Origin of the sequence: Paenibacillus sp. V4I7, from assembly GCF_030817275.1 — a bacterium.
GTDB lineage: Bacteria > Bacillota > Bacilli > Paenibacillales > NBRC-103111 > Paenibacillus_E.
On the sequence record NZ_JAUSZD010000002.1, the window covers coordinates 1,488,976 to 1,511,526 of the forward strand.

Genomic DNA, 22,551 nt, shown 5'->3' on the forward strand with positions numbered 1-22,551 from the left:
TATTTTAAAATAGCAGAAGGCTATCCCGGGTATCAAGACCACGGGATAGCATTGAAATATTGCGCCGCTTTTAACATGCGATCGGTCAAATTGAAAGAAATCTGATGAAATTGAATAATTTTGCAATGGATAGAGCGCTTTCATTTTGATAGGATTCATTGTGAAAGTGCTGAAAGATGCTTATTTGATTGTTGTAAAAAAAGGGTTCTGTGGAGGTGATTAAAGATAAAGATTCGGACCAGTTTGTTTGAGAACTGTCATTATCTAGGGGGCCGCAATAGTTGTGAGCTAAGAGGTTGAGGTTTTTGAATATTTGACAATACGAGACTTCACGTTGAAGTTTTGGGGCAATGATTTAATGAATTTTTACACCAAGGCACAGCTGAATGAATGGGGGAGTACAAATGAAAGGGCTTACTTTCAGGAATGCGTTTAAGCGCATTTTGTCTATCGTTATTTCCATTACTTTTATGGCCACGATCCTGCCTTTATCGACAGGAGTAGCTGCAGCGGAAACAACATCGATTTTTACGGATTATCAACCAACGATTAATGAAGTCATTGATGTAAGCGGTTTTAAACATCCCGGTGTCGGACTGACCAAGGATATTCTTGAAAATATGAGGACACAGGTTCTGGCGCAAAAAGAACCTTGGAATACTTATTTTAATCAAATGCTCCAATCTTCAACTGCTTCAAAGACTGTCGGATCAAGCAATCAAGGCGCTGAACCAGCGAAACCAGGCATTGATGCTTTTAATAGCCAGAGCTTTAATCAGAGATTTATACAAGACGGTTTGAAGGCTTATACCCAAGCTATTTTGTATTATGTAACGGGTGATGAGGCTTATCGGGCAAATGCGATGCGTATTATCCGAATTTGGTCGCATATGGATCCTACGAAATACGCGTATTTTAATGATGCGCATATTCACACGGGAATCCCGCTCAACCGGATGGTTACCGCTGCGGAAATCTTAAGGTATACAAGCACTCAAACAGCAGAACTGGAGTGGACAGATCAAGATACAGCAGATTTTACGACAAATCTGATCAATCCGGTAATCGAAACCTTCCAGCATACGAATTACCGCTTTATGAATCAGCATCTTTATCCGCTGATTGGAGCTATGTCAGGTTATATCTTTACTGGCAACAGTGAAAGGTATGCTGAGGGAGTAGAGTGGTTTACTGTTAACGAGACAGCTGTTGACCAAGGTATGAACGGATCTATTAAACAATTGTTCAGATTGGTAGATACCAATATCGTAACAGGAGAGCCGGTAAATCCTCCAGTCGTTCAGCATGTCGAAATGGGTAGGGATCAGGCGCATGGCGCCGGAGACGTAACCAATATGGAAATTTTATCGCGTTTATTGCTTGCCCAAGGAACAAAGGTAGATCCGGTGGAAGGGACTATTTCTACAGCGCCCAATGCTGTTGGCCCCTACGAATTTCTGGATAATCGAATCTTAAAGGCTGCCGACTTTTTTGGCCGGTACATGATTGGTTACGATACACCATGGATACCCGTTGCGGCACACACAGATATAAATGGAAATCCAACCATCATTTATAACCATCTGGCTGGCGGTTACAGGGGAAGAATTGGCGGTAATGTGTATGACCTTTACTATTACTATAAATATACGGCAGGAATAAATATGGAGGTAGAAGCTCCATACTTTACCGAGATGTTTAATATGAGACACCCTTTCTACTGGGAGTCGCCGGATGCAGGTGGCGATTATTGGCTGTATATCCCTCAAGAAGCCGAGGCTGAGGGTACACAGAATATTCCTACAGGTATAACAAATCCGGATTTGAGAGAAATAGAAGATCGATACACGAAGCTTGATAGTAACTCTGCTACAATGCAAGAGGGAGATACGACTTTCGTCCAGATTACGGGAACGGAAGAGGGAAGCAGAATTGTATTGGTTGCTTCCGGAAGCAGCGAGAGAACCGTTGCATTCAAGATTCGGACTAATGGCGTAGCGAAGATGGATGTGTTTGGCGATACCGTTACGCTGCCGGATACGAAGGGTCAATGGAGATATATCAGCTATGCGTTCAATAATTTCCAAGGGCTCGGCGATCTCCTTTATTTCAATGTAAAAGGAGCCGGCACTACGGTTGACATTGACCACATTAATGTAAAAGCTGGCGTACAGCTGACGCCTCCCGTATTTACAGCAGGAAGTGAAGACTTAAATTTATTTACCTATGTCGGGTCTGAGGCAACGATCAATTTCGATTTCTCTGCGACAGACGCTGGTGCAGTTAACTATCAGGCTGATCATATGCCTGAGGGCGCTGTGTTCAATGAGACCACTGGCGCATTTTCCTGGTCTCGGGCACAAGCAGGAACGTATTCCTTCGTCGTGAGTGCGTCAGACGGTACTTCGGTTACGACCAAGGACGTTACCGTTGTCGTAGCAAACGATCGGCAATCTGCAGTTAACGCAGTCATTGCACCTTATGATGCAGATACACTTTATATTTCTGCAACGCTTGATCATTATCAGGACGTGCATGCTGACGTTATAAATGTAATCGCAAGTGCAACGGATGAGGTTTTCTATCAGAAACTATTTGACTTGAACAGTGCAGTTCAAGGTCTTGAAGAATTGACGCCTTTGATGAATGACGGAAGCGTTAATTATACGAATATGTTTATCAGCTCAACCATGGGCAATGCCGTTCCCAACTGGTTGGATGGTACGAATGATAGCTTTGTAGGATTTTTTACAGCTCAAGATCGGACGCATTACATGGATTTCGGGCCAAGCTACAAAATATCGGCCAATGCCTTCGAGCTTCAGGTAAGAGCGAGCTTTCCGGAACGTATAGGCGGCGTTGCCATGTTCGGCTCCAATGATAAAGAAAATTGGACAAGATTAACCCCTGGCCTAACGACGGTTACGGAAGATATGCAGAGACTTGAGGTACAGGCCGGACTCGAAAATCAGAAATTCCGCTTCTTGAAAATGCAAATGATTCAACCGTCCAGCTCGATGCTGGAAGTGGGTGAGTTTAGAATCTTTGGCCAGCGTTTTGAGACAATAAACAAGCTGGAGTCCGTCTCCATCGGCTCGGACCAAAGCTTGAAAAATCGAATCGTTCCGGGCGATACGATCAAATTATCCTTCAAGTCAACCGAACAGATTCAAGATGTAGCAGCCACAATTCAAGGCCAAGCTGCAACGATTTCCACTACTGATAATCTGAACTGGACAGCAACGCTGGTTGCAGATCCAAGCGTGCAAGCAGGTACAGTCAAATTTAAGCTCAATTACAAAACGGCAGCGGGAATAGATGCGGCAGAAACTATCTTTTCAACGGATGGCTCATCTTTATTTATTTCTGATCAGACAGGTTATGTTTCCAATCTGCTTGAGATCGCCAATCTCATTGATTCCAGCGGCAGAAATCCGGCAGATCTTTTGGCAACGGCGAGCAATCTGTTTGATAGCAATTTAGGAACGTTTACTGATTTCCGTCTAAATGGCAGCGGCTATGGAGGATACCTTACCTTCGACTTTAAAGAAGGCGGCGAGGCCAGACTTTCGAAGGTGGAAGTGATTGCAAGGCAAGATGGTTTTTCTGGCAGAATTAATGGCACAGTGGTGCAAGGCTCCAACGACAATGTGACATGGTCAACCATCTCCAACGTAGCATGGAATACAACGGAATGGCAGACGCTAACAATTAACAGTACAGATCCATATCGTTATATCCGTGTAACAAATGGAAACAACTGGTTTGGGAATATGGCTGAATTACGCTTGTATGGCGATGTTCAAATCAAGTCCAAGCTTGATTCGGTTTCCATAGGCTCAGCACAAAGCATCCAAAAACGAATTGTTCCGGGCAACACAGTCAAAGTGTCCTTCAAGTCAACGGAAATAATTAATAATGTCAATGTCAATATTCATGGACAAGCTGCAACGGTGTCCACGGCTGACAATATCAACTGGACAGCAGCGGCCGTTATGGGCAGCAACACAAGTCCGGGTCAAGTAGCCTTCAGTATCAATTACAAAACGGCAGCCGGAATCGACGGGCCGGAAAAAACCACGACAACTGACAGCTCATCGCTATATATTGCCGACGAGACCGGGTTGATTAGCAATATACTTGCCATCACCACGTTAAGTGATTCCAGCGGAAGAACTCCGGCAGATCTTTTGGCAACGGCAGGTAATTTATTTGACGGAAATGCCGGTACAATTACCGATTTCCGTGTAAATGGCAGCGGCTATGGCGGATACATTACGTTCGATTTTAAAGAAGGCAATCTCGTCACGCTGTCGAAGGCAGAGGTGCTTGCAAGGCAAGATAGCACTTATACCCGAATCAACGGTACGGTGGTACAAGGCTCCAACGATAACACGAACTGGACGACCATTTCCACGACAGCTGGAAAGACGATGGATTGGCAAACCTTAAGTATTAGCGATACTGTAACCTATCGTTATATCCGCATTTACAATGCGAACCAATGGTTTGGCAATATGGCAGAATTACGGTTGTATGGCGCAGTTCAAGCCACGAACAAAATTGAGACGGCTTCGATCAGCTCGGCTCAGAGCATCAAGACGAGGATTGTGCCAGGCAACACGGTAAAACTGTCCTTCAAAGCAAAAGAAGCGATCAATAACGTCAAGGTCAAGATGCAAGGTCAGGATGCAACGGTTAGTTCTGCCGATAACATCAACTGGACAGCAGTGGCGACCTTAAATCAAGGTGTAGCAGCAGGAAACGTAACGTTCACTGTTAATTACATGACGCAAAGTGGAGTGGATGGATACCCGGCAACATCTACAACAGATAGCTCCAAGCTGTATATTGTCGATGAGTCGGATTTGATTCGTAATGTGACAAGCATCGCCAATCTCATTGATGCTACTTCAGGAAGAACTGCAGCAACAACCTTGTCAATAGCGAATAATCTGTTTGACAGCAATTTAGCTTCGGTAACTGATTTCCGTTTGGGTACCAATGGATCGGGAGGCTATATTACCTTTGACTTTAAGGATGGCAATCAAGCTACGCTTTCGAGTGTAGAGATGATTGGAAGACAAGAAAGTAATTTGCTTGGCAGAATTAAGAATACCGTAGTCCAAGGCTCCAACGATAATACGACCTGGACGGATCTCACAAAAGCAGCTGTAGCTTCTGCGGATTGGCAAAGCTTCCAGGTCAGCAGCAAAGTACCGTACCGGTATATCCGCGTTTGGAATTGGAGTAACTGGTTTGGAAATATCGCTGATTTGAGACTGCATGGCGTAGTGAAACAGGCAGACCTGACGTCTCCGGTGACAACAGATAATGCATCGCAGGGAACGACGGTAAGCCTCAATGCCACTGATGCAGGTTCTGGTGTTGCGGCAACCTACTTCCAAGTAGACGGCGGCGCGCAGCAAACCGGGAACACGGTTACATTACCCACCGATGGAACGCATACGTTAGTGTATTGGAGCGTAGACTGGGCAGGCAATGTGGAGCAGCAGCATACGGTCGTCTACATCGATAAGACTGCACCTGTTGAGGCCGGTTTGTATGCAGATATTACAGTGCCGACCAACAAAGATGTTAATGTAACGATCTACTATCCGCTTGACGCTGCGGTGACAGAGTACAAAATTGGCGATAACGGCGAATGGACCGTGTACACTGCTCCTGTAATGGTTTCCGAAAACGTAACGGTGTATGCAAGAAGTTCGGATGCTGCAGGCAATGTTTCGGAGGTGGCGAGCTACATGGTAAGCAACATTTACAAGACAGCACCTTCGGACGCAATCTTCACAGCTGACATGACAGATCCGACCAACGGCAATGTCACTTTGACGATCAGCTACCCGGATAACGTGGTGGTCAAGGAGTATAAAGTAGGAGATAACGGCACATGGACAGCGTATGCTTCACCTGTGATCGTATCCGACAATGATACCGTCTATGCACAGAGCAAGGACATTGCGGGCAATGTATCGAATGTGACCAGCTATACCGTCAGCAATATCGACAGGATGCCGCCTGCGGACGCCGAATTGTCGGCCGACTTTACAGGGCCGACTAACCAGGATGTCACTGTAACGGTTACCTATCCGGACGATGCTGCGGTGAAGGAGTATAAGGTAGGCGATAACGGCGTTTGGACCGCGTACGGCGCGCCTGTGGTTATCTCCGAAAACAACACGGTGTATGCAAAAGGTACGGATGCTGCGGGCAACGTCTCGAACGCCACCCCATATGTGGTTGGCAACATCGACCGTATTGCACCGGCTGATGCAACCTTGGCCGTAGATACCTCAGCTCCGACCAATCAAGGTGTCACCGTAATGATCACCTATCCGGCCGATGCGGCGGTGAAGGAGTATAAAGTGGGCGAAAGCGGCTCGTGGAGTGCTTATACGGCATCCGTTATTGTCCAGGATAATGACACCGTATATGCAAGAGGAACGGATGCTGTAGGCAATGCATCGAATGTAACCAGCACTATTGTAAGCAACATTTATAAGATTGCTCCTATTACCACCGCAACGTTAAGCCCTGCTACGCCAAACGGCAAGAATAGCTGGTACTTGGCGGATGTTACCGTTAGCTTATCGGTATATGCCAGTGTATATGGAGGAGCTGTAACAACGGAGTACCAGGTTAATGACGGTGACTGGATGGTATACACCGGATCTATTCCTGCCTTTGGCGAAGGAGCTTATAAGCTGGGTTACCGCAGTATGGATGAAGCCGGCAACTTAGAACAACTCAAAACGATTGAGTTCAAAGTGGACAAGTCAGCTCCTGTATTATCTGTTCAGTTGGACAAAACGTCGATTTGGCCGCCGAATCATAAGATGATAACTATCAATGCCGCTCTGACTTCGAGTGACGATGGTTCAGGCGTTGAATCTGTGGTGTTGACCTCCATCACGAGCAATCAGCCGGATAGTGGACAAGGCGACATTCTAGCCAATTTCGGTACAGCCGCCACTTCATTCAGCGTGCGTGCGGAAAGAGGAAATATCTACACCATCACGTACACGGCTACTGATAAAGCGGGCAACAAAACGGTTTCAACTGAAACCGTCACCGTGCCTCACGATCAATCCGGCCATTAATAAGAAGAATTACATGAAACCGGAAGAAAGCCATTAATGTCTTCCTCCCGGTTTCAATAATCCTCTCGAAAGGTGCTAATGTCGGCACAACGCAACTGAATTTCAGTTTCCCGTTGATATTTTAATTAAATGGAGGAGTACATAATGAAGCTTCGGAAAAGGCTTAGATTTGGAAATAGTCTTAAGCGTATGTTGTCTCTACTTGTTTCACTTTGTTTAATGGCAACGATCCTGCCTTTAGCGGCGGGAGTAGCTGCGGCGGAAACAACAGCATCGATGATTACGGATTATCAACCAACGATTAATGAGGTCATCGATGCAAGCGGATTCAAGCATCCCGGTGTCGGACTTACCAAGGATATCCTTGAAAATATGAGGACACAGGTAAGGGAGCAAAAGGAACCTTGGAATACTTATTTTAATCAAATGCTATTATCTTCTGCCGCTGCGAGGAACGTCGGGTCAAACAATCAGGGCGCCGATCCGATGAAACCAGCCAGTGATGCTTTTAACAGCCAGGGCTTTAATGGAAGATTTATTGCCGATGGTTTGAAGGCTTATACCCAGGCTATTTTGTATGTTGTAACCGGTGATGAGACTTATCGGGCAAATGCCATGCATATTATTCGCATTTGGTCGCAGATGGACCCTGCGAAATACGTGTATTTTACAGATGCGCACATTCACACGGGAATCCCTCTGAACCGTATGGTTACCGCTGCGGAAATCTTAAAGTATACAAGCACCCAAACAGAAGAACTGAAGTGGACGGATAAAGATACCACCGATTTCACGACTAATCTGATCACTCCGGTAATCGAAACCTTTCAGCATACGAATTACCGCTTTATGAACCAGCATCTTTATCCGCTGATAGGAGCTATGGCAGGTTATATTTTTACCGGTAACAAAGACAGGTATAATGAGGGAGTTGAGTGGTTTACCGTTAACAAGACCGCTGTAGACCAGGGTCAAAACGGCGCTATCAAGCAACTATTCAGATTGGTGGATAAAAATGACTTAACAGGTGAGACGGTAAATCCTCCGGTAGTTCAGCATGTCGAAATGGGCCGGGACCAGGCGCATGGCGCCGGAGACGTCACCAATGCGGAAATTTTGGCGCGTTTATTGCTTGCCCAGGAAACAAAAGTCGATCCGGTAGTGGGGACTGTTTCCACAGCGCCGAATGCTGTAGGCCCCTATGAATTTCTGAATGATCGAATCCTGGACGCTGCTGAATATTTTGCCAAGTTCATGATCGGTTATGATACACCATGGATTCCTGTGGCGGCACATACCGATGTCAATGGAAATCCAACTATCATTTATAAGGAACTGTCACAGCAATACAGAGGAAGATTGACTCAAAATACGTGGGAGCTGTTCTATTACTATAAGTATGTCAAGGGAATCAATATGGAAGAAAGAGCCCCATACTTTACCCAAATGTTCGCAGACCGAGTGTTTTACAATTGGGATGGAGTAGATGGAGGAGGAGATTTCTGGCTCTTCATACCTAAAGCAGCTGAGGCTGAGGGTACAAAGTATCTTGTAAAAACAATAACAGAACCATTGAGAGAGATTGAAGATCGTTACACGGCTTTTGACAGTAATTCTACGACAAAACAAGAGGGAGATACTTCCTTCGCTCAGATCAAGGCGACGGAAGCGGGAAGCAAAATTGCGCTCGTAGGTGCAGGCACCGGCGAGAAAACCATTGGATTCAGGATTCGGACCAATGGGGTAGCCAAACTGGAAATGAGCTATAGTATTAACGACACGTTGACGCTGCCGGATACGAAGGGGCAGTGGAGATATGTGACCTATAAGATGAATGATTTCCAGGGTTTTGGTGACCTTGCGTATTTCAAAGTAATTGGAGCCGGCACTAAGGTTGACATTGACCACCTTAATTATCAAGCAGGAACATTGCTGACGCCTCCGGTATTTTCGTCAGGAAATAAAGCTGTACACTTATTTACCTATGCCGGGTCTCAGGCAACGATCAACTACGATTTCTCCGCAACAGACGCGAGTGCTACCGATGTAGTTACTTATCAGATTGATAATAAACCTGAGGGTGTAGTGTTCAATGAAAGCACCGGCGCATTTTCGTGGAAGCCGACACAAGCCGGAACCTATTCCTTCGTAGTGGGGGCGTCGGACGGAACCACGGTTACAGCGAAAGATGTTATAGTTGTCGTAACCAATGATCGGCAATCGACAGTAAGCGCAGTAATCGCTCCGTATAATGCCAATATTAGTTATATTTCGTCAACCCTTGATAATTATAATCGAGCGTATGCTGACGTCATGAATCTGATCTCCAGCGCATCCGATGATGTTTTCTATCAGAAATTATCGGACTTGAACAATGCAGTTGAAGGTCTTCAATTATTGACGCCATTGTTAAGCGACGGAAGCATGGATTATTCCAACATGTTTGTTAGTTCAACCTTTGGAACTCAATTACCCAACCTTCTGGATAATTATGCAGGCAGTTTTGCAGGATATTATTTAGCTCAGAATTTGAGTTATTTCATGGATTTTGGGCCTAACAATAAAGTGTCGGCCAATGCCTTCGGGCTCCAGGTAAGAGCCAGTTTCCCCGAACGGGTCGGCGGTACTGCCATTTTTGGATCCAATGATAGAGTGAATTGGACCCGGTTAACGCCTGGTCTGACAACGGTTACGGAAGATATGCAAACACTTGAGGTACAAGATGATCTCAAAAATCAGGAGTTCCGCTACCTGAAAATTCAAATGATTCAGCCGTCGAGCACCATGATTGAATTGTCCGAATTCAGAATTTTTGGAGAGCGCCATGAGATGGTTGATAAAATTCCGGGCACTATTGCCGAAGCGCTGGCGGAAGCGGCGAAGCTGCCTGCCGAAAATTATACGAAACAAAGCTATTATCTGTTCCAGAAAGAATTGGAATATGTGAAGAACGCCGTCGGCAATCCTGATTATACCGAGCAAGAGCTGATTAACGAAATTTATGATGCCCGCAGTTTGTTGGTACCGTACATGACGTCACTGTATTCGCTCGAAGGAAACGCAAAGAATACGTTCGGGTTTTCTTCGTCAACTGACGGAACCGTCTTTGGAACCGCAGCTTACGCACCAGGAAAGGTCGGGCAAGGGATCAGCTTGAACGGCACGGATGGCTACGTTATGCTGCCGGCCTCGCACCCTATGTCCGCTTACAACGAGATCACCCTCGCAACTTGGGTGTATTGGAATGGAAGCAGCCAGTGGCAGCGGATCTTCGACTTTGGCAACAACACGAATCAATACATGTTCCTTACGCCGAAATCGGGCAGTAATAAGCTGCTGTTCGATATCAAGAACGGCAGCAGCGAACAATCCGTGGAAACTGCGCAATTGCCTGCCAATCAATGGGTGCATGTGGCGGTGACGCTGGGGAATGGCACGGCGAAGCTGTATGTGGGAGGCGCGCTGAAGGCGACCAAAAGCGGTTTCACGATCAAACCGAGCGATTTACAGCCTGGCACGAACTACATCGGCAAAAGCCAGTTTGCCGATCCGCTGTTTAACGGCATGATCGATGAATTCCGCGTATACAATCGCGTCTTAAGCGATGCCGAAATTGGGGCCGTGTATAACCAACCAGGAAATGGAGCTGACAAGAGCTTACTTACATTCTTGCTGGATCAAGCTGCTGCAGCAGGCAATGCCGGCATCTATACGGCTGACAGCGTGCAAGCTTTGCAGCAGGCAATACCTGGAGCGCAGGCTGTCGCCTCCGACTCCGGCGCAAGCCAGGCTCAAGTCGACACCGCAGCCGACAGCTTACGCACGGCCTATGAAGGTCTGGTCTATCTGCCGGGCGTTCCGGCGATCGCTCCTGTCATGGATAAAGCCGTCATCGCGGGCAATCAGCTCGCCTTCAAGCTTCATCAGTTGAACTCCGTTGCCGGCACCATATTCAGTGTCAGCGGACTGCCGCAAGGAGCGGTTTTCGATGCGGATAAGCGTACCGTCGTATGGATACCGGACAGAACGCAGGGAGGCGTCTATACCGTAACCTTAACAGCTGCAACGAACGGAGGGACAACTTCCCGTACTGTCAAGATCACCGTTAAGGGTCAACCGGTCATCGCTTCCAATGAAACTGTGGAGCTTATGTCAAAACAGGCGTTTACGTATCAGGTAAGAGCAACGGATCCGACGGGTGCCACGCTGACCTACAGCGCAGCCAAGCTGCCTTCGGGCGCGGCGCTCAACTCGGTCACGGGCGTCTTCACATGGACTCCTGCTCATGCGAATTATGGCGACAACTTTGTCACCTTTATAGTGAGCAACGGATTGTATAAGATCAGCCAAACAGTTGATTTCAAGGTCAATCTCGGCATGTTGAAGCCTGACGGCTACACCAAGGGCAGCTACTACCTGTATGAGAAGGAATTCAAGCGGATCCAAGCTGCGCTCGCTTTGCCTGGTGCCGATAAAGCGGCGCTTGTAGCACAGCTCGCTCAAGCAGAAGCGGCGCTGGTGTCAACAATCACACTCACTGCGCCGAAAGTTGATGTGACGTCTTCGATGGTCGTTGCTTCCACTGTAGCCTGGCCTAACGCCAGCGCAGGGTCGGCCGCAGTGAACGGATGGCGGGCGTTTGACGGTAATACGGGCACCTATACCGATACCACGGCCAACCCAAGCTGGATTCTCATCGATTTGGGTGAAGGCAATGCCAAATCCATCGGCAGTCTCAGGTTCTATCCGAGAAGCAATTTTGTTCCCCGGATCAACGGCTCGATCATTCAAGGTTCGGGCGATGGAACGAACTGGACCGATCTTTATACGATTAACGGCATAGGTGCGTTGGCATGGAATTCAGGCGTGATCACGAATACGACGGCCTTCCGTTATCTGCGCTTCTATTCTCCGGGCGGGAGCTCGAACGTCGCCGAGCTCGAGTTCTACGAGAAGCCGATCGACCGAACCCTGATCAATGTCTTGAATTCGGAAATCAAAGCGCTGAACGGCACGCAGTACGCGGCGAATCAATGGCAAGCTCTACAGAATGCACTCGACAAAATGAATGCTGTGCCGGCTGCCGCGTCTCAAGAGATCATTGATGCGGCTACCGCGGATGTGATTGCCGCGCTGAAGGCGCTGCCGCCGGTGACGACGGCTGCTGTCTCACCAGCTCAGCCGGATGGGCTTAATGGATGGTATGTACACGCTGTAACAGTTAGCCTTAATGTTTATGACAATCTGTCGGGCACAGCCAAAACCGAGTACAGTCTGGACGGCGGCCATACATGGCGGGCTTATACATCGGCGTTAGCGTTCGACAAAGATGACAAATATACCGTGAGCTACCGTTCGACGGACAATGCCGGTAATGCTGAAGAGGCCAAAATAATTAGTTTCAATCTGGATGCGACTCTACCTGCGATTACGGTTTCCGGCGTGGTGTACGGAACGTTCAACGATTCCGGGGATATGACTCCGATCATTAAGCTGAGCGATAACTTGTCCGGAGTTGACGGCAGCAAGACAACAGTCACGCTGGATACGTATGGCATACAGCAAGGAGCGACTATTCCGCTTTATACGCTGCCTCTCGGCTCGCACACACTGGTCGTGACGGCAAGCGACCTGGCAGGGAATACGAACAGCCAGACGATCATGTTCCAGACTACGACAAGCATCCAATCCTTGCAGGCTTTGGTCACTCGCTTTATAAATATGGGATGGATCGATAACCCGGGAATTGCCAAAAGCTTGCAAAGCAAATTGGCTGCGAACAATCTGCCCGATTTCGTGAACGAAGTGCAGGCGCAAAGCAGCAAGCATATCTCTGCGCAAGCCGCAGACTACTTGCTTCGGGATGCCAAGTATTTGTCCGCCTCCGTAAAATGACGTATCAAATTTGCTTAGTATAATAGTCTTTTGTTTTTCAGCTCCCTCTTGTGCAGACAGTATGGAAATAAACTTTCCAATTGTACGAGAGGGAGTTTTTCATACACCCTGATTCGGAAAGGCAGTATTAGGGCAAAGCAAAGTTGATATTTTGCAAGGGGGGGATGCGATTGGAGAAACGCCGGTAAAGTAGCTGCTGCGAAAAAAAGGCTAATGAATGGTCAAAACAAAAAGGAGATGATTTATGATGAAGAAGATGTTAGCGTTTTCAATTATTTTAAGTCTTCTGGTGAGCATGATAGGGTATGGTAATAAAGGACAAGCAGCTACTGCCTTTGTACATCCTGGCATCCTGCATACACAGACAGATTTCGACCGCATGAATCAGATGGTTAACGCGGGCACACAGCCGTATCTAGACGGTTATAATCAACTGTTGGGCAGCCCTCTTTCATCATCCAATTGGACCCCGCGTGCTACGGATACGATCATTCGCGGCGGTGATGGCGACAATGTATCCTTGTTGTACGTCGATGTTGCCCGCGCTTACCAGAATGCCTTACTATGGAAGATCACCGGAAACACGGCTAACGGCGACACGGCGCGTAACATTCTGAACGCTTGGTCGTCCACACTTACGACGGTCTCCGGCAATGCCGACCGCTATTTGGCTGCCGGACTTTTCGGATATCAAATGGCTAACGCGGCAGAGATTATGCGCGGCTATTCCGGTTTTAACGTGACCCAGATGCAAACCATGCTGTTGGATGTATTTTATAAGCCTCTTAACGAGCGCTTCCTTATTGGTAATGAATACGGTGGGGATCACAACGGCGCATACATCCAAAATTACTGGGCGAACTGGGATTTGGCCAATATGGCGGCGACAGTTGCAATTGGCATTTTCACTGACCGCCGGGATATCTACGACATAGGAATCGAATACTTTAAACATGGCGCTGGAAACGGTTCCATCTATAATGCGATTCCATTCCTGCACCCGGGTGGGCTCGCACAGTGGCAGGAGTCCGGGCGCGACCAGCCGCACACACAGCTGGGCATTGGATTAATGGCTTCGATAAATGAAATGGCTTGGAATCAAGGCGACGACTTATATGGGTGGGCCAATAACCGCTTCTTTCGCGCCGCCGAATACGTTGCCAAATATAACAACGGAGATGATAACGTACCGTTTGCGACCTACGAATGGGGCTCTGGCACAAACGGCGCTGTTCAAACACAAACGGTCATATCGGGCGCCGGTCGCAACGAATTACGTCCGGTTTGGGAAATGATTTACAACCATTACGCAAACCGTAAGGGGCTGTCGGTGCCCAATATTGCCGCACGCGCCCAGCTAATGAGACCTGAAGGCGGCCCTAACACCCAATGGCCTTCGACATTTGACCAGCCCGGACTCGGTACACTTCTCTATACCCGGCCGTCCGGCAGCGGTGGAACTGCAACTCTTCCTGGCGGAAATATTCCCGACGGCACTTATCGTTTCATTGTGCGCCACAACAGCAAGGCTATGGATGCAGCCGGAACAGCAAGTGGTTCAAGTATACAGCAATGGACATCTAATGGGGGAACTGATCAGCAGTGGACTGTGACCCATCTTGGCGGAGGTCAATATAGCGTCAAGAATGTGCAGAGCGGACTATATTTGGATATAGCAAGTGCCTCTTTGGATCATGGCGCCAAATTTAAGTTGTGGACCAGTAATGGCGGAGACAATCAGAAATTTGCTTTTATCCCTGTAGGCAGCGGTTATCATCGTATCACCCCAGTGCATAGTAACAAGCCAGCTGACGTGGAAGGTATCTCCACAGCAGATGGAGCCCTTATACAGCAATGGCGATATACGCTTGGCAGTCATCAGCAGTGGAAGCTCGAACCGATATCAGTAAACGTTCGCTTGCAATCGTATAATAATTCGGACCGTTACGTGCGGCACTCTAACTATCGTGCACGGATAGATGCTAATGTTTCTCCGGCTCAAGACGCACAGTTTAAGATGGTTTCCGGATTAGCCGATTCGAACGGGGTTTCTTTCGAATCCATCAACTTCCCTGGTCGCTTCCTGCATGTCCGTTCCAATGGAGAGGTATGGCTGGATCAGAACGATAGCACGACAACTTTCAAAAGTGATGCAACCTTCCGTCGCGTGGCCGGATTGGCGGATGCCCAAAAATCGTCCTACCAAATGTGGACGGATTCTACCAAATTTCTGCGCCACTCCAATTATCTGATGTATGCTCAGGCTGGATCAGGATCAACGTTTAACGCGGATGCGACATTCACTGAGGTCGCTCCTTAGGCCAAGTATTTTTCCAGAGGGCAGCTTCTTGTAACTCTCTGGAAGAAATATGGATATCGGAGGATGGTAAATCTGCCATCCTCCCTTTTTTTGTGGATTCGGTACAGCCGCCATTTCCTTTGCGGAGAAACCATGCATCTACACCATCACGTACACGGCTACCGACAAAGCAGGCAACAAAACAGTAAAAACTGCAACCGTCACAGTGCCGCATGATCAATCCGGCAATAACTAAAAAGGACCAAGTTAAGGGAGGAAGGCATTTGTGCCTTCCTCCCGATTCCAATCATGAGTCATAATGAGGTGAATACAGCGTATGTCATGGGCTATTAAAAAGCGGATTAGAGCTTTAACTCTTATCCGCTTTTTTTATATGTGGCTATAAGGCATTTTCGGAACAAGAATAGAGCCGATGAAGTAAAGCAGTGTGATGGTTCCAAAGCTGCACAGAGCAGCAAAAACAACGATTAGACGAATGATGGTTGGATTAACTCCGAGCCATTCTGCAATTCCTCCGCAAAGGCCGGTTAATTTACTATCTGTAGTGGATCTGAATAATTTGTTCATCGTATAAGTCTCCTCTCAAATATAAGCATTTTGTATGTCTGCTTCGTTCTTATGTCTTTATTGTAGCTTCTTTGAACTTCTACGAAAACGGACCGTTGGCGGTTATGGAAGCTGTACTAAAGTCGGGGATGTTCCACTACTTAAGGGGAGTTTAGTCTTCGACCCTCAGCCCATTGCTGTGGGCTTTTTGCTGTCCAACTAAAGGCCATATAGTTCCATTAAGTCTGACATTTTCATTAAGTTTTAATAAGTTCAAAGGGAATAACCTCTGAATAAAGAAATAAACAGTAGCAGGTATTCTAAACGGGAGGCTGAACATGGGAAAAACGTTATTTCATCGGCTGCTGCTTTCGTATATACCAATCTTTTTTATCGTTGTCACGTTTACGTTTTTCGTCTTTTTTCAGCTGCTAAGCGAGCAAAGCCGCAAGGAGGCGCTGAACGCCAACAAAATGCTGTCACTACAGGCGATGCGCCTGATCGATACCTCCCTGAAAGCAATTGACAATATGGTGATGACCGAATCGATTAACAATAAGCAATTGATTGATTTCTTCAATAATGAAGCAAAAGATAACGTTTACATCAATATAAGTGCGGTAAAAAAAATGCAAGATATGATCTCTTCCTATCCAATTATCGATTCGATCTATTTGGTGCGTTTTGAAGACAATTTCGTTCTCAGCAATGCGACAAGCGATCAGCTCAGCAATTATAAGGATGAGCCGTTCATTAAGCGAGCCATGGTTCCACAGTTGTCCAAACACTGGTCAGGCGTTAGAGACTTTGAGCAGTTTACGGTCAAAGGCAGCAAGCCTGTTGTCAGTCTTGTCCGGGGGGCGCCGTTCATAACGAGCGAGAAAGGAATGATCGTTGTCAATGTGGCGACCGATTCTTTGCAAAAAAATATCGCCGACCTGTACGATTCGAAAGCAAGCTTTATCGGGGTTCAGGATGCTTCAGGCAACGATTTGTTTAAAGATGCGAGCTCTAATGAACAAGCAAGGGTATTCTCCAATTACGTATCGAGCTATACAGGATGGTCTTATCAAAGCGGACTTGTCAACGGCAGGGTGTTTCATATCGTCTCCTCGCTATATAATGTGTGGTTTATTATCGGGATCGCGATGATTGTGTTTGGATTCATATGGCTGGTTTATGTGACCAGACGCAATTCCAAACCGCTTGAGCAGATTGTGGCGCGTATTCGCGGTTACCGTCTTCCACTGTCAGGTAGTGTGTCCAAGGAGGGCGGGGATGAGTTTTCGTTCATCGAATCGGCGCTCGTAAATATTATTGAGCAGTCCAATCAGTATCAGCAAAAGCACAAAGAAGATATGCATCTTCGAACGAAGTATTTGTTTCATCAGCTCATTGAAGGCGGTACGGGCTTAACGATTGATGAATGGATGGAAGAAACGAGCAGCCTGCAGCTTCCGCGCCCTTCCGACGGACAAGTGGTGCTTGTGATCGAAATGGATAAATACAATGAATTTTGCCGCCAATACTCGCGCATAGACCAGAATCTGCTTAAATTCGCCCTTCGCAGCGTCATTCAGGAGCTTGCCCCTAAGCATGAGCTTGAGTTGTGGGCAGAGTGGACTTCCGCGTCTCAGCTCAGCGTCATGGTGTTCGTCGACAGCGAGGAGGAGACCAGCGAGCATTCTGCGATTCTCGAGCTTTTTGAAAGCGTACGTGTGTGGACGCAGGATAACCTTAAGTTTACGGTAACTATCGGTATCGGCGAGCAAGTTGTACAACTTTCCGATGTTGCAAATTCGTATAAAGAGGCGCTTACGGCGCTGAAACACAAAATTGTGCTCGGGGAAAACCGGCTCATTACAAGCAAGCACATCGCAAATCACGGTCAAGCCGAAGTGTTCTCGCATCTGAACGCGATTCGCTCCATTGTTCAGTCGTTCAGACTGCTCGATGACGAATGGATGGTGAAGTACGACGAGTTGTTTGGTGAAATGAAACAGGGGCTGCTGACGAAGGACGAGATTACGAATCTGATGAATTATTTAATTTATTATTTGGGCAGGGAAATGGCGGGATTGACGAAAGAGTTTCAAGAAATATGGGTAAGGGACGGTTTGCCCAAGCTCAGCGAAACCATTGATCATTGCCATTCACTCGGCCAAATGCGGGAAGAGACCTTGGCCGTGCTGAATAGTCTAGCCACTGTTTTGCAGGAAGCGCAGGAGCAGCGTCTGCATGCAGCTACGATTCGCGATATGCGGAAATTCATCGAAGAGCAATACGCCAATCCGAATATGTCGCTCGATTATCTCAGCTCAAACTTCAACATCAATGCCAAATATGTAAGTAAGCTGTTTAAGGAAGAGACCGGACAGAAGTTCGTCGACTTCCTGATCGATATCCGCATGCAGGTTGCACAGCGTCTCCTTGCGGAATCGCAAGTCTCCATGCAGGAGGTAGCTGAACAGGTCGGTTATACGAGCGCGATCTCATTCAGTCGCGCGTTTAAGAAAGTGGTTGGCTGCTCCCCCAGCGAATTCCGCGAGGAAGCAGCACGTAGGGAGACTGGGTGAAATTGGTTAAGCGGTAGAAAAGAGTTTGCAGAGCTTGTTCACCTATCAGTTTAATAATGATTATCCAGCAGCAGCTCCGGCTATTAACCGGAGCTGCGCGTATTTTCAGGCTATGCGAAAAAGGTTAGGGCCACGATTCTTGTTTCTTGCAGCATCCTATTATCACACTCTAATATTAAGTTATGAAAGCGCCATCAGCACAGACGAAAGGAGAAGGAGCTAATGTCAATCATCCAAAAGGAAGTAAGGACGTCCATACCTCCAAACCACAGCAAGCAGCATAAAACGGCAATGCCCGGCAGTAAGTCATCTTTAAACATTGTTGGGAAAAAAATGAAGCGTCACTGGCAGTTATATTTGGTTGTATGGCTGCCGCTTCTTTATCTGGTCATTTTTAAATATATACCTATGGCTGGTGTTGTCATTGCTTTCAAAGATTACAACGTCATCAAAGGCATTTGGGGAAGTCCCTGGGTTGGTTTGAAATATTTTGAACAATTTTTTGAATCGCCGAATTTTTGGTTGTATATGAAGAACACACTCGGCATCAGTACGTACGGTTTGCTTGTCGGATTTCCGGCCCCGATTCTACTGGCGCTGGCTTTGAATGAAATACGCAACGGATTTTTCAAAAAGAGCGTGCAGATGGTCACTTACGCGCCTTACTTTATTTCGACGGTTATCATGGTATCTATTCTTATCGTAACACTGTCGCCGAACGTCGGAATCATCAGCAAGTTTCTGCAAATGCTCGGTGTGGAAAACACAAACTTCATGGGGATCCCCAGCTTGTTCAAATCGATCTATGTCTGGTCGGATGTTTGGCAGTATACGGGTTACGGTGCCATCATTTATATAGCGGCTCTGTCAGGTGTTAACCCTGAATTGTATGAATCGGCTAAAGTGGATGGCGCGTCAAGACCTCAGAAGATCATCCATATCGATATCCCTAGTCTTATTCCGGTTTCTGTCATCCTGCTCATTTTGAATTTAGGCAACATTATGAAGCTTGGCTTCGAAAAAATATATTTGATGCAAAATCCACTCAACGTCAGCACGTCGGAAGTCATTTCGACCTATGTGTACAAGGTGGGTCTGCTTAGCTCCAGCTTCAGCTTTTCGGCAGCAATCGGCTTATTCAACTCGGTCGTTAACCTGATTCTTCTCGTGGGTATCAATTATTTGGCAAAGAAGCTGTCTAATTCGAGCTTGTGGTAAAAGACGGCGACACAAGAACCGATGATGCGCACAATTCCAGAGCGTCAGTCCGTAGTAAGGAGGAGTATATGTGTTAAATACATCAACGATTCAGGAATCGCGGGGCGACCGGTTGTTTCTGCTAGGCATCTACATGCTATTAACCGTGGTGCTGATAATCGTCCTGTTCCCGCTCATTTTCATCATCAGCTCATCGTTTAGCTCGCCGCAAGCTGTCGTATCCGGTAAGGTGTGGCTGTTTCCGGTCGATTTTACGCTGGAAGGCTATAAAGCAGTGTTCCGCAATCCGCAAATCGTATCCGGTTACTCAAATTCGCTCTTTTATGCCGTCGCCGGTACGGCCGTCAATGTTGCATTGACCGTTATGCTTGCTTATCCGCTGGCCAGAAAAACATTCTACGGCCGCAATTTTATTATGGTACTCCTAGTCATCACGATGATGTTCGACGGAGGACTTATCCCGTTCTATCTGGTCGTGAAAAACCTGCATATGCTCGATACTCGCTGGGCGATGATTTTACCAGGGGCGATGGCGGTGTTTCAGGTTATTGTCGCCCGCACCTTTTTCCAGACAACAATTCCCGATGAGATCGCTGAAGCGGCTGAACTTGACGGCTGCAGTGACATCCGCTTCATTACCAGTATCGTGATTCCGCTCTCCAAACCGATTCTGGCAGTGCTAACGCTGATGTATGCTGTCGGCCATTGGAACGCTTACTTCGATGCATTGATTTTCCTGAAATCGCCGAATTTATTCCCTCTGCAAATCGTGTTGCGCAACATTCTGATTCTGAACACCATCGATCCGACCATGGTGTCCAAAGTTGATCAAATGTTGGCTCAGCAGGGGTTGAAGGACTTGCTCAAGTATTCGCTTATCGTTGTTGCGAGTGCACCTGTACTGATCATTTATCCGTTCGTGCAGAAGCATTTTGTTAAAGGCGTCATGATTGGTTCATTGAAAGGGTAGCGCTATAGCGTCCAAGCAGCCCAATTAACATGAAAGGTGGTGGTGAGTTCGTCGTGCAGCTTAGATCACTTCATTTGGGTTCAAATGATAGGGTTCGATAAAACGGGAGGAGTCGTCTATATGAAAAAATGGAATAAAGCTTACACGGGTACGATGGGGGTAGCATTAAGCTTATCGCTCGTTTTGAGCGCTTGCAGCACAGAATCAGGTACGCCAGCGGCAAACACACCTTCAGGTAGTGCGCCTGTCGCTAGCGATGTGTTCTCACCTGTAGGAGAGTATCCGATCGTAAAGAAGCCGATGACGATCAAAATGTTTGCACCTCAGCTCGCCAGCATCGAGAATATGGAGACCAATACATTTACCAAATACGTTCAGGACAAGACAAACATTCAAATTAAATGGGACCTCGTACCTGACAAAGCGCTTAACGACCGCAAACAACTAATGCTGGCAAGCGGCGATTATCCAGAAGTGATTTTACATGGGTCCTTGACCAAAGACGAGCAGATGAAGTTCGGCAAGCAGGGTGTGTTTATTCCGCTGAACGACTTGATTGATAAATATGCGCCGAACTTCAAGAAAGCGATGGCTGATCTGCCTTATCTGAAGAGTTCGATCACGGCGCCAGATGGCAACATTTATGCGCTTCCGCAAATAAACGAATGCTATCACTGTAACTACGCTCAGAAGCTGTGGATTAACCAGTCTTGGTTGGATAAGCTCGGGCTGAAAATGCCGACAACGACGGATGAGTTTTACGAAGTGCTGAAAGCATTTAAGGAAAAAGATCCGAACGGCAACGGTAAAAAAGACGAAATTCCGCTTACGGGTTCCGACGACATGTGGGCAGGTAACATCTCCTCCTTTTTGATGAACTCGTTCATAATCGACGACCAGGTGGATAAAGACAGTGGCACATTCCTCCAGTTGAAAGACGGCAAAGTGGATTTGGTCGCCAATAAAGCAGAATGGAAGCAGGGATTGCTGTACCTGAACAAGTTATATAAGGAAGGACTGATCGATCCAGCGTCATTTACGCAAAATTCCGACGCGATTCAGCAATTGGGCAACCGTCAGGACGCAAATGTGATGGGAGGCATTACAACGGCATTGATCAGTTACGCGCACTCGCCGGATGAAAAGCACCCGCGACATAGAGACTACGTAACCGTTCCTCCACTCAAAGGACCGAACGGTGTGCAGCAAGCAGGGTATTTTGCGGGAGTGGGCAGCTCGCAGATGGCGATTACGAATAAAGCGACGAAAGAACAGCAAATTGCCGCAATCCGTTTGGCCGACTATTTGTACACGGAAGAAGCGATCGTACTTCAAGAGCGCGGTCCGGAAGGCCAAGGATGGCGCAAAGCGAAGGACGGCGAGCAGGATATGAACGGCAAGCCGGCGAAATATGCCATTATTCCAAAAGCTGAAACGAAAACGACGCACAACGATGGTTGGGAGCAGATTGGTCCATCTCTCCGCACGTTCCAATATCGCGATTCGTGGGCAGCTCTTCAAGATCCGTTTGCAGAAGGCGCATATGAAGTTCGACTAAAGCGTGAATCGGCGAAGTATGAACCTTTCCAATCGAAGCATATGTACCCGTCTAGCGTGTTCATCGCACTGGAAGATGCGGAAGTGGCAGCTCAACTGAAAACGACAATCCGCGATTACATTAAGTCCAACATGGCACAGTTCATTACGGGCAGTAAAGACATTGAGAAAGATTGGGATAGCTATGTAAAAGGTTTTGACGGTCTGCAGTTAGGTAAGTATATCGAAATCTATCAAAAGGCAATTGCCAAAAAGTAACTATTATAGCTTCCTTATGTTCCGCCTCTGGATCTGATCTGGTGGCGGAACTATATGATTTCTGACTGCTCAATCTAAGGCGATTAACAT

At 47.1% G+C, this 22,551-nt stretch carries 8 protein-coding genes; 7 read left to right on the forward strand and 1 reads right to left on the reverse strand.

The genetic code is table 11. The features are described from left to right. Positions 1–404 precede the first annotated feature (404 nt). From QFZ80_RS08050 to QFZ80_RS08060, 3 genes are all read left to right on the forward strand, one after another. Complete coding sequence (locus tag QFZ80_RS08050) at positions 405–7,121, forward strand: OmpL47-type beta-barrel domain-containing protein (RefSeq protein WP_307558253.1); 6,717 nt, start codon at positions 405–407, stop codon at positions 7,119–7,121. Between the two features lie 144 nt (positions 7,122–7,265). After that, positions 7,266–13,016 carry a LamG-like jellyroll fold domain-containing protein gene (locus QFZ80_RS08055; RefSeq protein ID WP_307558255.1) on the forward strand — a complete coding sequence of 1,917 codons (5,751 nt, stop codon included), beginning with the start codon at positions 7,266–7,268 and terminating at the stop codon, positions 13,014–13,016. Positions 13,017–13,260: 244 nt separating this feature from the next. Next, positions 13,261–15,336 carry an RICIN domain-containing protein gene (locus QFZ80_RS08060; RefSeq protein ID WP_307558257.1) on the forward strand — a complete coding sequence of 692 codons (2,076 nt, stop codon included), beginning with the start codon at positions 13,261–13,263 and terminating at the stop codon, positions 15,334–15,336. 369 nt (positions 15,337–15,705) lie between these two features. Here QFZ80_RS08060 and QFZ80_RS08065 read toward each other — a convergent pair whose 3' ends face one another. After that, positions 15,706–15,903 (reverse strand): PspC domain-containing protein, encoded by a 198-nt coding sequence (locus QFZ80_RS08065; RefSeq protein ID WP_307558259.1) that lies wholly within the window; start codon positions 15,901–15,903, stop codon positions 15,706–15,708. Between the two features lie 317 nt (positions 15,904–16,220). Here QFZ80_RS08065 and QFZ80_RS08070 point away from each other — a divergent pair, with 317 nt between their 5' ends. From QFZ80_RS08070 to QFZ80_RS08085, 4 genes are all read left to right on the forward strand, one after another. Beyond that, the gene (locus QFZ80_RS08070) at positions 16,221–18,458 is read left to right on the forward strand and encodes a helix-turn-helix domain-containing protein (protein ID WP_307558261.1); all 2,238 of its coding nucleotides are present in this window, start codon (positions 16,221–16,223) and stop codon (positions 18,456–18,458) included. Positions 18,459–18,749: 291 nt separating this feature from the next. Beyond that, positions 18,750–19,676: an ABC transporter permease gene (locus tag QFZ80_RS08075; protein WP_307564067.1), complete on the forward strand. Its 927-nt coding sequence runs from the start codon at positions 18,750–18,752 to the stop codon at positions 19,674–19,676. 133 nt (positions 19,677–19,809) lie between these two features. Next, complete coding sequence (locus QFZ80_RS08080) at positions 19,810–20,646, forward strand: carbohydrate ABC transporter permease (RefSeq protein WP_373460384.1); 837 nt, start codon at positions 19,810–19,812, stop codon at positions 20,644–20,646. 120 nt (positions 20,647–20,766) lie between these two features. Next, on the forward strand, positions 20,767–22,461 hold the full coding sequence (locus QFZ80_RS08085; protein WP_307558265.1) for an ABC transporter substrate-binding protein: 1,695 nt from the start codon (positions 20,767–20,769) through the stop codon (positions 22,459–22,461). Positions 22,462–22,551: the final 90 nt, after the last annotated feature.